We start from the raw sequence: 15,169 nt of genomic DNA on the forward strand, positions 1-15,169 counted from the left end.
GATGGAAATGGAGTACATACAAATAAAGAAAGAAAATCAGGTAGCGTTCATTTCGATTAATCGGCCGCCGGCAAATGCTTTAGGTTCGGCACTAATAGAAGAATTATCACAACTTCTTGACCAAATAGAGGATGACTTTGACACTAGAGTTTTAGTTCTTCACGGGGAAGGACGCTTCTTTTCTGCAGGTGCTGATATTAAAGAATTTACGACCATTCAATCGAGCGATGATTTCGGAAGTTTGGGTGAAAAAGGTCAAACCCTTTTCGAAAGAATGGAAAGGTTCCCTAAACCAATTATTGCAGCAATACATGGTGCCGCATTAGGCGGTGGCTTGGAATTAGCTATGGCATGTCATATTCGTTTAGTAACGCAAAATGCAAAGCTAGGTTTACCTGAACTTCAATTAGGTTTAGTTCCCGGATTTGCCGGAACTCAAAGATTACCGAGATATGTTGGGATGGCAAAAGCGGCTGAAATGCTTTTTACGAGTGAACCGATAACAGGTGACGAAGCTGTCAAATGGGGACTTGCCAACCATGCTTATTCTGATGAAGAATTATTAAATAAAGCGAAAGAATTAGCAGAGAAAATCGCTAAGAAAAGTCCTGTATCCATTAAGGCTGCTATTGAACTATTAAACTATGGAAAAACGAATCAGTTTTACGATGGTGTAAAACGTGAATCTGAATTATTTGGCGAAGTTTTCAGTTCAAAAGATGGTCAGGAAGGAATCAGAGCATTTATTGAAAAAAGAGAACCACATTTTAGAGGTGAGTAAAGGGCATTGCCCTTTTAAATAAATTTAAATTGTTGAAGGAAATATTTGTAGTTTACATTAGTCTTTCAACTTAAGGTTAAAATTCAAAATCTTTAAAACAAATGAAATGTTTTTAAATTCTAGGAGGGACTCACATGAATATCTTCGTACTTTTGAAAAGAACATTTGACACAGAGGAAAAAATTACGATCTCGAATGGATCGATTAATGAAGATGGTGCCGAATTCATTATCAATCCTTATGATGAATATGCCGTTGAAGAAGCGATACAAGTGCGTGATGAACATGGTGGTGAAGTAACGGTTGTATCTGTTGGGAGTGAGGAAGCGGAGAAACAGTTACGTACAGCACTTGCTATGGGGGCAGATAGAGCAGTTCTAATCAATACTGAAGACGATTTGGAACATGCTGATCAATTTTCGACGGCAAAAATTCTTGCTGAATACTTAAAAGATAAAGAAGCCGACTTAATTATTGGTGGAAATGTTGCCATTGATGTAGGTTCAGGACAAGTTGGCCCACGTGTTGCGGATCTTCTAGGTATACCGTATGTGACAACGATTACAAAATTAGAGATAAATGGCGAAAATGTCACAGTTGTTCGTGATGTGGAAGGTGACTCGGAAGTAATTGAAACAAAATTACCTTTATTAGTGACTGCGCAACAAGGTTTAAATGAGCCAAGATACCCTTCCTTGCCGGGAATAATGAAAGCGAAGAAAAAACCGTTAGAAGAATTAGAATTAGATGATCTAGATCTTGATAAAGATGATGTAGAAGCAAAAACGAAAACGATTGAAGTATTTTTGCCGCCTAAAAAAGAAGCGGGTCGTATTCTTGAAGGTGAATTAACAGATCAAGTAAGCGAACTTGTTAATCTTCTTCATAAAGAAGCAAAAGTCGTTTAATTTTCATATTTAGTTTCAAACAATTGACCAATCTATGTTCACATACAGGAGGTAATTCAAATGGCTAGAAAAGTGTTAGTACTAGGAGAAGTTCGTGATGGATCATTACGTAATGTTTCTTTTGAAGCTATCGCAGCAGGAAAAACGGTTGCTGAAGGTGGAGAAGTAGTTGCTGTTTTATTAGGTGATAATGTAAACGCTTTAGGACAAGAACTAATCCAATACGGTGCCGATCGTGTCGTTGTTGTTGAAGATGAAAAATTAAGTCAATACTCTTCAGACGGTTTTTCTCAAGCTTTTATGGCTGTAGTTGATTCCGAAAAACCTGACGGAATCGTATTTGGCCATACAGCGCTTGGAAAAGATTTATCACCAAAAATCGCAAGTAAATTAGAAACAGGATTAATTTCAGATGCTACTGATGTGGAGGTTGCTGGTGGAAATTTAGTTTTTACTAGACCAATTTATTCCGGAAAGGCATTTGAAAAGAAAATTGTTACTGACGGAGTGATCTTTGCAACCGTTCGTCCGAATAACATTGCACCTTTAGAAAAGGATGAGTCCAGGACTGGTGATGTTAGCAAAGTCACAGCCGAAATTAAAGATCTTCGTACAATTATTAAAGAAGTTGTACGTAAAGCGAGTGAAGGTGTTGACTTATCAGAAGCAAAGGTTGTCATTGCTGGGGGACGTGGAGTTAAGAGTGCAGATGGTTTCGAACCATTAAAAGAATTAGCGAATGTACTTGGTGGTGCAATTGGTGCTTCACGTGGTGCATGTGACGCAGATTATTGCGATTATTCCTTACAAATCGGCCAAACAGGTAAAGTAGTTACTCCAGATCTGTATATTGCATGTGGTATTTCAGGAGCTATTCAACATTTAGCTGGAATGTCTAACTCGAAAGTGATTGTTGCCATTAATAAAGATCCTGAAGCGAATATCTTCAAAGTAGCCGATTATGGGATTGTAGGAGATTTGTTCGAGGTTGTACCAATGCTAACAGAGGAATTCAAAAAATTAAAAGTAGCATCTTCATAATAAATAACACTTGGCAGAGAAAGAATTTTTCTTTCTCTGTTTTTTATTTTTTCGTAATCTAGGACAATACTTGTTCAATAAAATAGAAAGGAAGGTGTTTTGTTAAGGGAGGGATTAGCAAGATTGACCTATCAAATGATGATTTCCCAACAATTAAAATGGAATATTCCTTTTCTTATTATTTGTGTTTTAATTATTGGACTTTCCTATTTTTTTACAGGAAAAAGGCAGCTAAATCAGTTCATCCTTTTTAGTGGTGGAATGATTCTATTGTATTTATTACAAGGTTCTCCTCTTCGTACAATTAGTCATTTGACTTTCACAACCCATATGCTACAAATTAGTCTATTATATTTTATTGTTCCTCAGTTCCTTTTACTAGGAATGACAACAACATTTTATCAAAAGGTAAGCCATTCATTACTAAAGCATATAAAAATAGATTCTTATTTTTTTATCATTCTCTTTTCCTTTTTCCTATATATTTACCATCTTCCCGTTGTTTTTACCTTTATCACTTCTCACAAAATTTATCACGATCTATCCATATGGATTTTATTCATCCTTGCCTTGCTAAAGTGGGCACCATATATATTCTCAAAAAAACAGCAAAATATTTGTTTTGAAGCTTCTTATAAAAAGATTAATGTGTGGCTTATTACACCAGCTTGCCTTTTGTTAATCATGCTTCCTGTTCAAGAGACTAACCCCTTACTGAACCAAATGATCAATTTATGTATTCCACCAAGTATAAATGTTGAATTTTTTAAACCAATGATAGACATCCAACTTGATCAACAAATTGCCGGAATTCTTATGTTTTTTATTCATAAATCTAGTTTTCTATGCGCAAGAAGTTTGGCAAAGTTAGAAATGAATAAGCAGGAAACGATATGTATCATCGATTTCTTTTTTAAACGACGGTTCTAGTCCATATTTATAAAAATAAACTAGTAATAAATATGGGCTAAAGTTGGGTGAAATGTATGGTTGAATCAATGCAAATAGATATTAAAGGGATGCATTGTAGTGCATGCGCAACGAGAATCGAAAAAGTAGTTACGAAAATGGACGGCGTACTAAAAGTTAATGTTAATTTAGCAACCGAAAAAGGAAGAGTGATGTTTGACCCTAATCAAACAAGTAAACTTCAAATCTTAAATAAAATAAAAAAAATTGGATTTGAACCTATTATTTCCAGAAATACAAGTCATTCTACCGAATCAAAAAGAAAGGAAATGGTTCGGTTAACGTGGAAATTTATCATCTCCGCGATTCTTTCAATCCCACTAATTTGGACAATGTTGTCACATATGAATCTTTCATTTATACCAATTCCGGAGATTTTTCTAAATCCTTTGTTTCAACTAACACTCGCCACACCTGTCCAATTTATTATTGCTTATCCTTTTTATGAAGGAGCATGGAGTGCAATTAAAAATCGACAGGCAAATATGGATGTATTGGTAGTCTTAAGTACCACTGCCGCTTATTTTTATAGTCACTTCTTAACATTTACACCATCAAATAATAATGGGCTCCATTATGAAACGAGTGTTTTAATCATTACGTTTGTTTTATTAGGAAAATTAATGGAAGCTAAAACGAAGAGAAAGACAATGGATGCAATAAAAAAGCTGAATCAATTACAAGTAAAGTCAGCAATAAAGTACGAGAACGGGGAAGAATCGGAAACGTTTATCCATCAAATTGTTCCAGGTGATGTACTACTCGTTAAACCGGGTGAAAAAATTCCAATTGATGGACAGGTTGTTGAAGGGACATCAACAGTTAATGAAGCAATGTTAACAGGGGAAAGCATTCCGGTTGAAAAAAGTATTGGTAATAATGTTTATTCTGGAACGATCAATGAAAATGGCGTATTGAAAATAAAAGCAACGAAAAAAGAATCAGAAACAATTCTATCAAAAATTATTGGAATTGTAGAAGAAGCTCAAATTTCCAAGCCACCCATCCAACATATTGCGGATAAATTTACCGGAATTTTTGTTCCTATCGTTATCATCATTGCGATTGCAACCTTTTTATTATGGTACGTAAATTTAAATCCTGGACAGATGGGAGATGCAATTGAGAAAGCGATAGCTGTATTAATTATTTCTTGTCCTTGTGCATTAGGATTGGCAACCCCAACATCAATAATGGTTGGAAGCGGAAGAGCTGCCCAATTAGGTATCCTTTTTAAAGAGGGGAAAATGATTGAACTCCTTTCAAAAAACAACATGGTTGTCCTTGATAAGACAGGAACAATTACAAAAGGTGAACCAGCAGTTACAGATATAATGGTGCGAAATTTAGAAGAAAAACTATTTCTCCAATTAATTGGAGCAATAGAAAAAAACACGAACCACCCAATTGCAAAAGCGATTGTTAAAGAGGTCGAAAAACGGGTGGATTTAATCCCGAATATTGGGAGCGCAACAACAATTCCGGGTCATGGAGTTAAAGCAACTGTAGATGGAAAACAAATTGTCATTGCGAACCCCTCGTATTTTAAAAAACAAGGAAATAGTACATTCAAGGATATTGAAAAAGATGTTAAGGGACTGGAGGACGAAGGGAAAACCGTTGTCCTTGTTTCAATGGAGGAGCAGCTTCAAGGAATGATTGCAGTCGCAGATGAAATGAAGGATACTTCTGAAAAGGCAATAGCAAGACTAAAAAAGTTGGGGCTTTCCGTATCGATGCTATCTGGTGATAATAAAAACACAGCAAAATTAGTAGCGAAAAAAGCTGGAATTGAGCATTTTCAAGCTGAAGTTACTCCGCAAATGAAAGCGGAGTTAATCAAAAATTATCAAAATAAAGGACAAGGTGTAATCATGGTGGGTGATGGAATTAATGATGCACCCGCACTAACAGTTGCAAATATAGGGATGGCAATGGGGAATGGATCAGATATTGCCGTTGATTCCGGTGACATAACATTGTTAAACAATGATTTAAATCGAATAGCCGATGCGATTATTATTAGCAAAAAAACAATGTTGAATGTTAAGCAAAATTTCGTGTGGGCGTTTATTTATAATATTATTAGTATCCCACTTGCTATAACGGGTGTATTGCCCCCATGGTTTGCAAGTGCAACGATGGCTTTTAGCTCTGTTTCCGTTGTTTTAAATTCACTAAGGTTAAAAAATATAAGTATATAATCCATTTAGGAATATGCATAACAAAAAAAGTTGTGGGAAGTTTAAAATAGAAACAAATCATTAGCATATGAAAAAGAACGATGTTATACTTGCGTTAGAATTTGTAATACAGTTTTCATAGGAGGTTGTAATTCAATGGCAATTACACATGCAACTGATCAAAATTTTTCTTCAGAAACTTCTGAAGGATTAGTACTAACAGATTTTTGGGCTACATGGTGTGGACCATGTAAAATGATTGCACCGGTACTTGAAGAATTAGATAGTGAAATGGGAGATAAAGTCAAAATCGTTAAACTTGATGTTGATGAAAACCAAGAAACTGCAAGTAAATATGGTGTAATGAGTATCCCGACACTCATCTTAATGAAAGATGGCCAAGAAGTAGATAAAGTAATCGGCTACCAACCAAAAGAAGCATTAGTTGAATTAGTGAACAAGCATCTTTAATAAATATAATCCGAGTCTACACTGACTCGGATTTTTTAAACAATTTCTCCCCACCAATTCCACATTCCAAAAATAACCCATCGATATTGAAAAAGGGGTAAAAAGTATGAATGAAAGAATTAAAAATAAATTGGCAATCCTTCCAGATCAGCCAGGCTGTTATTTAATGAAAGACAGACAAGGGACAATCATCTATGTTGGGAAGGCAAAAATATTAAAAAATCGTGTTAGATCTTATTTTACTGGCTCACATGATGGGAAAACACAAAGGCTTGTTAGTGAAATTGAAGACTTTGAATATATAATTACCTCATCTAATATTGAAGCACTCATCTTAGAAATTAATTTAATTAAAAAGCACGACCCAAAATACAATGTCATGTTAAAAGATGATAAAACTTATCCTTATATTAAACTGACACATGAACGACATCCTAAATTGATAACGACAAGAAAAGTAAAACGTGATAGGGGCAAATACTTTGGACCTTACCCGAATGTTCAAGCAGCAAATGAAACAAAGAAATTATTAGATCGAATTTACCCTCTCAGAAAATGCTCAACATTGCCTGATCGCGTTTGTTTGTATTATCACTTAGGACAATGCCTTGCACCGTGTGTGAATGAAGTAAAGGAAGAAACATATAAAGAAATAGTGGATGACATTAGCCGATTTTTAAATGGTGGTTATAAAGAAATAAAACAAGAGCTTACGAAAAAGATGGAAGATGCTGCCGAAAACTTAGAATTTGAACGAGCAAAAGAATATAGAGACCAAATCATCAATATTGAAACTACAATGGAAAAACAAAAAATCACCATGAATGATTTCACAGATAGAGATGTATTTGGTTTTGCTGTTGATAAAGGGTGGATGTGTGTTCAAGTCTTTTTTATCCGTCAAGGAAAGCTAATTGAACGGGATGTTTCACTGTTTCCTTTTTATGATGAACCGGAAGAGGAATTTTTATCCTTCCTCGGACAATTTTATTTAATGCCGAATCACTTTAAACCTAAAGAAGTTTTACTACCGGAAAAAGTAGATTCAGATCTAGCAAATCAATTATTAGAAACAAAAGTGATTCAACCAAAAAGGGGACAAAAAAGAGAATTAATAAAGCTGGCCGAAAAAAATGCAGCCGTCGCTTTAAAAGAAAAATTTGCCTTAATCGAACGTGATGAAGAACGGACAATTAAAGCGGTCGAAAATCTTGGCGAAGCAATGGGTATTTATACGCCACATCGCATTGAGGCTTTTGATAATTCGAATATTCAAGGAACAAATCCAGTTTCTGCAATGGTTGTATTTGTTGATGGAAAGCCGGAAAAGAAAGAGTATCGAAAGTATAAAATAAAAACAGTTCAAGGTCCGGATGACTATGAATCGATGAGAGAAGTCGTTAGAAGAAGATATGGCAGGGCATTGCGTGAGGAGCTGCCGCTTCCCGATTTGATCATTATTGATGGTGGTAAAGGTCAAATAGAAGCGGCACGGGATATTTTAGAAAATGAACTTGGGTTAACGATCCCGCTAGCCGGATTGGCAAAGGATGAAAAACATAAAACCTCGCAACTATTGTCTGGGAATCCATTGGAGATTGTACCACTTGCAAGAAACAGTCAAGAATTCTACCTTTTACAAAGAATTCAAGATGAGGTTCATCGATTTGCAATTACATTCCACCGTCAGCTTAGAGGCAAAAATGCGTTTCAATCGATGTTAGATGACATTGCAGGAATAGGTCCGAAAAGAAAGAAACAGTTACTTCGCCATTTTGGATCAATGAAAAAAATGAAAGAGGCACCAATCGAAGAGTTTTTAGAACTTGGCATCCCACAAGCATCAGCGAAAGCATTGAAAGAAAAGCTAGATGCACAATAATTTGAAAACTGTGGAAAGTAAGGATAGTCAAGTAAATTTTAATGTGTTATAATGACTTAAAATTAAATCTAACTTTTATTTTAAAATAAGGGTAGAGGTGCGAAACTAAAGAGTAGAGGCTTGGAGAAGTATGAGATTCGATGAAAAGCTTTGAAAGGGAGTTTTGCCGAAGCAAAAACAAGGCTCATTCCTGTTTTTGCTGGTCTAAGCATTTAAGAAATGCTGGACTGTCAAGATGTGTGGTACATCTTGGAGAGCTATCTCGCATAAGGCTATTCGTAATCTGTATATTACGTCTCCTAAAGCAATGAGATAGGTATCTCATTGCTTTTTTTATGCGAAATAGGCGAGTAGCAGTAAAAACATAATTTTGAAAGAAGGCGAAAATTGTTGGCGCGAATCGTACTTAAATTTGGTGGAACCTCAGTTGGGGATGTAAATAGAATAAAAAATACAGCTAACCGAATTATTGATGAAAAAAAGAAAGGCAATCAAGTAGTTGTTGTCGTTTCGGCAATGGGAAAAACAACGGATCAACTCGTGAAGCTTTCAAAAGAAATTTCGTCCTATCCAAGTAAAAGAGAAATGGATATGCTGCTTTCAACAGGTGAACAAATTACTATTTCCCTATTATCGATGGCACTCGCTGAACTAGGTCATACGTCTATATCCTTCACAGGTTGGCAGGCGAATATCTTAACAGAAGATGTACATAGCAATGCTCGAATCATTGATATTAATCCACAAAAAATTATGAATCAATTACAAAATGATCAAATCGTTATTGTAGCGGGGTTTCAAGGTGTCACGACTGATGGCGAAATTACCACATTAGGAAGAGGAGGATCCGACACAACAGCAGTCGCATTAGCCGCAGCGCTGAAAGCTGAGAAATGTATAATTTATACGGATGTGACTGGTGTTTATACTTCTGATCCGCGATATATTCCTCATGCTCGAAAATTAGGCGCAATTTCCTATGATGAAATGTTAGAACTTGCAAATCTTGGAGCGGGGGTTTTACATGCCAGAGCCGTCGAATTCGCCAAAAATTACCAAATACCGTTAGAAGTTTGTTCGAGCTTAGTAAGAGAACCTGGAACAAACATTGAGGAGGAAGTAACAATGGAAAAAAGTTTAATTGTTCGTGGTGTAGCTTTTGAGGACAAAATTACGAGAATCACTATTTTTGGGTTAAAAAATGGATTTAAATACTTATCAACGATATTCACAAAATTAGCTAAACAAAATATTAATGTTGACATTATTATCCAAAATCAAACGGAAGGGGAAGATGCCTATCTCTCATTTTCAATAAAAAATGATGATTTACGTGATACGATTGAGATACTGGAGCAAAATCAAGAATCTTTAGGATTCGATAATTTTGAATATGAATCGGGTCTTGCAAAAGTCTCAATCATTGGTTCAGGGATGATTTCAAATCCGGGAGTTGCCGCTAAAATGTTTGACATTCTATCCATTAATAATATTGAAATAAAAATGGTTAGTACATCAGAAATTAAAGTATCTACGGTAATAGAAGAAAAATATATGATAGAAGCAACACAAGCTCTACATACCGCATTTGAGCTTGAGAAGGTTGAACTAGAGGTAAAATAAAAGAAAGAAAAGCCTAGGAAATCCTAGGCTTTTCTTAAACATCCGTATCTTTTAGATCCCATTGCACAATAATTTTAACTTTTTTATGACGTTTAACGATTTCTTCATATGCTTCTGTTCTTACTTTTTTCTGTGATTGAATTTGTTCGGCTAAAAAACCGGCTTCAAGTTTAAAACTTGATTCTGTTTTCAATTCAATTTGCCGACTAATTAATGGACTTGTTAGTTCCAATTCCATTCCTTTTTTTTCGTCTTTTGTAATTCGAAGGTTTCCCCAACCTGCTTCATCAAAAAAAGATATGATTTCATTTATCGACATAAGTGGGAATTTTCGAGCTAGTAGCTTACCTGACCAATAAAGAATATCCGGAGTTTCTTTCCCTAATATTTCGGGTAATAATATATCGCGAATTAATTCATAACCGAACGCCGGAATGGAAAGTTCATTATTTTCCGTATTTATTTCTAATTCTGCAGAAGATTTCACGTAATTCCCCTCTTTCTCTATAGTTATATTATATACAAAATTTTATTTCAGTTTAATATAAATTTTGGTAAGTTATTTGATTTAAATTTTTTCGGAAAATTTGAGACAAACTATATATTGGAGAAATTTAATGTATTATCAATGATTTACATGTTTGAAACAGCAAAAAAGCATCCCTTTTTTTGTCGAATTCGTGTATCCGTTTCCTTGACGCTTACCTAGTGCGGGAGTAAAATGGATATGTCACATAATTGTTATGAAATTGCATGGTATTCAAAATCTAATTTTGAATAATTTTGCTATGCACACGCTTTTATTATTAAGGGGGGTAAAATGTGGCCGGAAATCGTGAGTTTTTAAATCGCAGATTGCATTCATTACTAGGTGTTGTGCCAATTGGTATCTTTTTAATTGTCCACTTAGTTGTGAACCATTTTGCTACAGGCGGAGAGGAATCATTTAACAATGCCGTAGGCTTTATGGAAAGTCTTCCATTCCTCATTTTCGTTGAAATCATTGTAATTTATTTACCTTTGCTGTTTCACGCAATTTATGGACTATATATTGCATTCACAGCAAAAAACAATACGAGTAGATTAGGCTATTTTCGAAATTGGATGTTTTTATTCCAACGAATTTCTGGTGTAATTGTTTTGATTTTCCTTGCGTGGCACGTTTATGAAACTAGAATTCAAGCGGCTTTAGGAAATGCATCTCTTGATTTTAGTTTAATGGAGAATGTTTTCTCTAATCCTTGGATGATCGCATTTTACATAATTGGCCTAATTGCGACAACATTCCATTTCTCTAATGGATTATGGTCTTTCTGTGTTAGCTGGGGAATTACTCAATCACCACGTTCACAACAAATTACATCTTATGTTGTATTAGTTATATTTGTTGTATTATCAATTATCGGTATTCGTGCTATCTTCGCTTTTGTATAAGACAAAGCGAAACAATCATGTTCGTAAACATGTTTAAAGAAGGAGTGAGTCTTGAGTGAGTAAAGGAAAAATCATCGTAGTCGGTGGAGGCTTAGCCGGCTTGATGTCAACAATAAAAGTAGCAGAAGCAGGAAAACAAGTGGACTTATTTTCATTAGTACCAGTAAAACGTTCTCACTCTGTATGTGCACAAGGTGGAATTAATGGTGCGGTGAATACGAAAGGTGAAGGAGATTCACCATGGATTCATTTTGATGATACAGTTTATGGCGGAGATTTCTTAGCAAATCAACCGCCAGTTAAAGCAATGTGTGATGCTGCTCCTGGAATTATTCATTTATTTGATCGTATGGGTGTAATGTTTAATCGTACACCAGAAGGTTTACTTGATTTCCGTCGTTTCGGTGGAACGCAACATCACCGTACAGCATTTGCAGGTGCAACGACAGGACAACAATTATTATATGCACTTGATGAACAGGTTCGTCGTCATGAAGTAGCTGGACTTGTGAATAAGTTCGAAGGATGGGAATTCCTAGGTATTGTTAAGGATGATGAAGGAGTTTGCCGAGGAATTGTTGCCCAAAATCTTACTTCAATGGAAATTCAATCTTTTGAAGCGGATGCGGTTATCGTCGCCTCAGGTGGTCCTGGAATTATCTTTGGTAAATCTACTAACTCAATTATTAATACTGGTTCAGCTGCATCTATTGTTTACCAACAAGGTGCAACCTATGCTAATGGTGAATTTATTCAAATCCATCCTACAGCAATTCCTGGTGATGACAAACTGCGCTTAATGAGTGAGTCTGCACGTGGTGAAGGTGGACGGGTTTGGACATATAAAGACGGTAAACCTTGGTATTTCTTAGAGGAGAGATATCCTGCTTACGGAAACCTAGTACCTCGAGATATCGCTACACGTGAAATATTTAACGTATGTGTAGATATGAAGCTTGGAATCAATGGAGAAAACATGGTTTATCTTGATCTTTCACATAAAGATCCGCATGAGCTTGATGTAAAACTTGGTGGAATCATTGAAATTTACGAAAAGTTCGTAGGTGAAGATCCACATAAAGTACCTATGAAAATCTTCCCTGCAGTTCACTACTCAATGGGCGGTTTATGGGTTGACTATAAACAACATACGAAAATTCAAGGATTATTTGCAGCAGGTGAGTGTGATTATTCACAACATGGTGCTAACCGTTTAGGTGCAAACTCATTATTATCTGCTATTTATGGCGGTATGGTTGCAGGTCCTGAAGCAGTTAATTATATTGATGGATTAGAAAAAAGCACAGATAGCTTATCCTCTTCTATCTTTGATAAAGCTGTTAAAAAAGAAGAAGATAAATGGAATAATATCTTATCCTTAAATGGTACGGAAAATGCATATCTTCTTCATAAAGAACTTGGGGAATGGATGACTGATAATGTAACTGTTGTTCGTTACAATGATCGTCTTCAAAAAACGGATGATAAAATTCTTGAATTAATGGAACGTTACAATAATATTAACGTGAATGATACGGCAAAATGGAGTAACCAAGCGGCAACATTTACACGCCAATTAAAAAATATGCTGCATCTAGCTCGTGTAATTACGATTGGTGCATTAAATCGTAATGAAAGTCGCGGTGCTCATTACAAACCTGATTTTGCTAAACGTAATGATGAAGAATGGTTAAAAACTACTATGGCTGATTTCGATGCTTCTACTAATACTCCGAAATTTAGCTATGAGGATGTAGATGTATCCCTTATTAAGCCTCGTGAACGTGACTATACTAAGAAACATTAATACGTATTAATGTTAAAGCGATAAGCCTGTAAACGTGACTATACTATAATGAAAGAGGAGAAATAAGGATGAGTGAACAAAAAACGGTACGCTTTATTATAACTCGTCAAGATAATCCAAATTCTACTCCATATCAAGAAGAATTTGAATTACCGTATCGTCCAAATATGAACGTAATTTCATCATTGATGGAAATTCGCCGTAATCCAGTTAACGCAAAAGGCGAAAAAACGACTGCAGTCACTTGGGATATGAACTGTTTAGAAGAAGTTTGTGGCGCATGTTCTATGGTTATTAATGGGAAGCCAAGACAGTCATGTTCTGCACTAGTCGATAAATTAGAACAGCCGATTCGTCTTGAACCGATGCGTACATTCCCGGTTATCCGTGATCTCCAAGTAGATCGAAGCCGTATGTTTGACTCTTTGAAAAAGGTTAAAGCATGGATTCCGATTGATGGAACATATGATCTTGGTGAAGGACCACGTATGCCTGAGAAAAAACGTCAATGGGCATATGAACTTTCTAAATGCATGACATGTGGGGTTTGTTTAGAAGCTTGTCCGAATGTTAACAGTAAATCTAACTTCATTGGACCTGCACCACTTTCACAAGTACGTTTATTCAACAGCCATCCTACGGGTGCGATGAATAAAGATGAGCGTTTAGAAGCAATTATGGGAGATGGTGGACTTGCTAACTGTGGTAACTCACAAAACTGCGTGCAGTCTTGCCCGAAAGGTATTCCTTTAACAACGTCTATTGCTTCCCTAAATAGAGCGACGACATTCCAAATGTTTAAGAACTTCTTCGGAAGCGATCATATGGTAGACTAAATATATAAGAAAGGCCTTCAAGCTAAATGTTTGAAGGCTTTTCTTTTTAATTTTCTTTCAACTATTTTATATTCTCGGTATAATAAAAAGAGAATGAATACTCATTCATTTCAAAAGGGGGAGAATTATATGAAGAAGATTTCTTATATTGAAGATGTTCATGAATGGCAAAAGGGTTTTACTTTTTATCATCCTGTTAAAGTTCGCTTTTCCGAAACAGATATGTATGGCCATTTAAATAATACCGTTCCATTTACATATTTTGAAGAAGCACGAATCGAATTTTTAAAGCAAATAGAATTTATGCAAGACTGGTTAAAAGAAGAAAGTGAAACAATTCCGGTAGTTGCTGATTTACAATGTGATTATATTCGTCAAGTGTTTTTTGATGAAAAACTAAAAGTTTTTGTCAAAGCAAATAAAATCGGTACATCTTCTGTTGATCTTCATTATATGGCAATTAATGAGCAAAATGATGTTTGTTTTGTTGGACGGGGAGTAATGGTGCAAATTTCTAAAAAGACAGGCAAGGGGGTTGCGTGGTCAGAAGAGGAAAAAGAAAAATTAATCTCAAATGGATAAGCTGCTGAAAGTTGAAATTTGAATTAAATATAGGTAACAACCTTAAATTATATAAATAATTTGCACATTTTTGCTGTTTTCTTCACTTCCTTGCCAATACGATGTCACTCTACTTATTTCTCTCACATATGATAATTTGACAATCAAAATACCCATCCCCGCGGTTTAAAGCTGGCGAAGGCAAGGAGGGTTACAATAGTTGAAGGACAACGAATTCACACACAAACCGCTGCTTACAAAAAGAGAAAGAGAAGTGTTCGAGCTGTTAGTTCAAGATAAAACGACGAAAGAAATTGCAAGCGAATTGTTTATTAGCGAAAAAACAGTTCGAAATCATATTTCCAATGCCATGCAAAAGCTTGGAGTCAAGGGGCGTTCTCAAGCTGTGGTTGAACTTCTTCGCATGGGAGAGTTAAAGCTTTAACCGAAAAACCGGCTGCTAATTAGCAGTCGGTTTTGTCATATTATTAAAGATTGTTACTGCTATAAAACAAATCATGCTTGAATTTTTAATAAAAAAAGGTGACAATATTTTTAGTGGATTTTAAATAAAAACCATCGTATAAATTTAAGATGCCAATGAAGTTAGGTTTTTCTTATAGAAATATGAGCAATTGGATTACGCCATTTTCTTCAAATCTAACCTCTAACC

14 protein-coding genes and 1 riboswitch are annotated in these 15,169 nt (G+C 35.5%); of the genes, 13 read left to right on the plus strand and 1 reads right to left on the minus strand.

Annotated elements, in window-relative coordinates; genetic code table 11:
- The first annotated feature begins 7 nt into the window (after positions 1-7).
- From B5V89_RS02475 to B5V89_RS02510, 8 genes are all read left to right on the plus strand, one after another.
- Entirely contained in the window at positions 8-781 is a 774-nt protein-coding gene (locus B5V89_RS02475; RefSeq protein WP_108070337.1) for an enoyl-CoA hydratase, read from the plus strand.
- Between the two features lie 134 nt (positions 782-915).
- On the plus strand, positions 916-1,689 hold the full coding sequence (locus tag B5V89_RS02480) for an electron transfer flavoprotein subunit beta/FixA family protein (RefSeq protein ID WP_108070339.1): 774 nt from the start codon (positions 916-918) through the stop codon (positions 1,687-1,689).
- A 60-nt stretch (positions 1,690-1,749) separates the two neighbouring features.
- A complete protein-coding gene (locus B5V89_RS02485; protein WP_066227075.1) occupies positions 1,750-2,730 on the plus strand; it encodes an electron transfer flavoprotein subunit alpha/FixB family protein in 981 nt (326 codons plus the stop codon).
- Positions 2,731-2,853: 123 nt separating this feature from the next.
- Entirely contained in the window at positions 2,854-3,660 is an 807-nt protein-coding gene (locus B5V89_RS02490; RefSeq protein WP_066227078.1) for a cytochrome c oxidase assembly protein, read from the plus strand.
- 56 nt (positions 3,661-3,716) lie between these two features.
- Entirely contained in the window at positions 3,717-5,903 is a 2,187-nt protein-coding gene (locus B5V89_RS02495; RefSeq protein WP_108070341.1) for a heavy metal translocating P-type ATPase, read from the plus strand.
- Positions 5,904-6,038: 135 nt separating this feature from the next.
- On the plus strand, positions 6,039-6,353 hold the full coding sequence (gene trxA, locus B5V89_RS02500; RefSeq protein ID WP_066227084.1) for a thioredoxin: 315 nt from the start codon (positions 6,039-6,041) through the stop codon (positions 6,351-6,353).
- Positions 6,354-6,459: 106 nt separating this feature from the next.
- Positions 6,460-8,235 (plus strand): excinuclease ABC subunit UvrC, encoded by a 1,776-nt coding sequence (gene uvrC, locus B5V89_RS02505; RefSeq protein ID WP_066227086.1) that lies wholly within the window; start codon positions 6,460-6,462, stop codon positions 8,233-8,235.
- A gap of 84 nt (positions 8,236-8,319) precedes the next feature.
- A riboswitch (Lysine riboswitch) is annotated at positions 8,320-8,503 on the plus strand.
- A gap of 122 nt (positions 8,504-8,625) precedes the next feature.
- The gene (locus B5V89_RS02510; RefSeq protein WP_066227091.1) at positions 8,626-9,858 is read left to right on the plus strand and encodes an aspartate kinase; all 1,233 of its coding nucleotides are present in this window, start codon (positions 8,626-8,628) and stop codon (positions 9,856-9,858) included.
- Positions 9,859-9,892: 34 nt separating this feature from the next.
- Here B5V89_RS02510 and B5V89_RS02515 read toward each other — a convergent pair whose 3' ends face one another.
- Complete coding sequence (locus tag B5V89_RS02515; protein WP_066227094.1) at positions 9,893-10,345, minus strand: YslB family protein; 453 nt, start codon at positions 10,343-10,345, stop codon at positions 9,893-9,895.
- 335 nt (positions 10,346-10,680) lie between these two features.
- On the opposite strand from B5V89_RS02515, the gene B5V89_RS02520 reads away from it, so the two are divergent.
- The 5 genes from B5V89_RS02520 (at position 10,681) to B5V89_RS02540 (ending at position 14,941) form a co-directional block, all read left to right on the plus strand.
- A complete protein-coding gene (locus tag B5V89_RS02520; RefSeq protein WP_108070343.1) occupies positions 10,681-11,292 on the plus strand; it encodes a succinate dehydrogenase cytochrome b558 subunit in 612 nt (203 codons plus the stop codon).
- 55 nt (positions 11,293-11,347) lie between these two features.
- Entirely contained in the window at positions 11,348-13,099 is a 1,752-nt protein-coding gene (gene sdhA / locus B5V89_RS02525; protein ID WP_108070345.1) for a succinate dehydrogenase flavoprotein subunit, read from the plus strand.
- A gap of 68 nt (positions 13,100-13,167) precedes the next feature.
- A complete protein-coding gene (gene sdhB, locus B5V89_RS02530) occupies positions 13,168-13,935 on the plus strand; it encodes a succinate dehydrogenase iron-sulfur subunit (protein ID WP_066227103.1) in 768 nt (255 codons plus the stop codon).
- Between the two features lie 129 nt (positions 13,936-14,064).
- On the plus strand, positions 14,065-14,517 hold the full coding sequence (locus tag B5V89_RS02535) for an acyl-CoA thioesterase (RefSeq protein WP_066227106.1): 453 nt from the start codon (positions 14,065-14,067) through the stop codon (positions 14,515-14,517).
- Positions 14,518-14,716: 199 nt separating this feature from the next.
- A complete protein-coding gene (locus B5V89_RS02540) occupies positions 14,717-14,941 on the plus strand; it encodes a helix-turn-helix domain-containing protein (protein ID WP_055739090.1) in 225 nt (74 codons plus the stop codon).
- The last annotated feature ends 228 nt before the right edge of the window (positions 14,942-15,169 follow it).

Source organism: Heyndrickxia sporothermodurans, from assembly GCF_003055045.1.
GTDB classification, from domain to species: Bacteria; Bacillota; Bacilli; order Bacillales; family Bacillaceae_C; genus Heyndrickxia; species Heyndrickxia sporothermodurans.

What these genes read in the sequence shown, in the direction of transcription:
- sdhB (WP_066227103.1), top strand. Translation starts at nt 13,168, where the DNA reads ATGAGTGAACAAAAAACGGTACGCTTTATTATAACTCGTCAAGATAAT.
- B5V89_RS02485 (WP_066227075.1), top strand. Translation starts at nt 1,750, where the DNA reads ATGGCTAGAAAAGTGTTAGTACTAGGAGAAGTTCGTGATGGATCATTA.
- trxA (WP_066227084.1), top strand. Translation starts at nt 6,039, where the DNA reads ATGGCAATTACACATGCAACTGATCAAAATTTTTCTTCAGAAACTTCT.
- B5V89_RS02480 (WP_108070339.1), top strand. Translation starts at nt 916, where the DNA reads ATGAATATCTTCGTACTTTTGAAAAGAACATTTGACACAGAGGAAAAA.
- B5V89_RS02475 (WP_108070337.1), top strand. Translation starts at nt 8, where the DNA reads ATGGAGTACATACAAATAAAGAAAGAAAATCAGGTAGCGTTCATTTCG.
- B5V89_RS02535 (WP_066227106.1), top strand. Translation starts at nt 14,065, where the DNA reads ATGAAGAAGATTTCTTATATTGAAGATGTTCATGAATGGCAAAAGGGT.
- B5V89_RS02495 (WP_108070341.1), top strand. Translation starts at nt 3,717, where the DNA reads ATGGTTGAATCAATGCAAATAGATATTAAAGGGATGCATTGTAGTGCA.
- uvrC (WP_066227086.1), top strand. Translation starts at nt 6,460, where the DNA reads ATGAATGAAAGAATTAAAAATAAATTGGCAATCCTTCCAGATCAGCCA.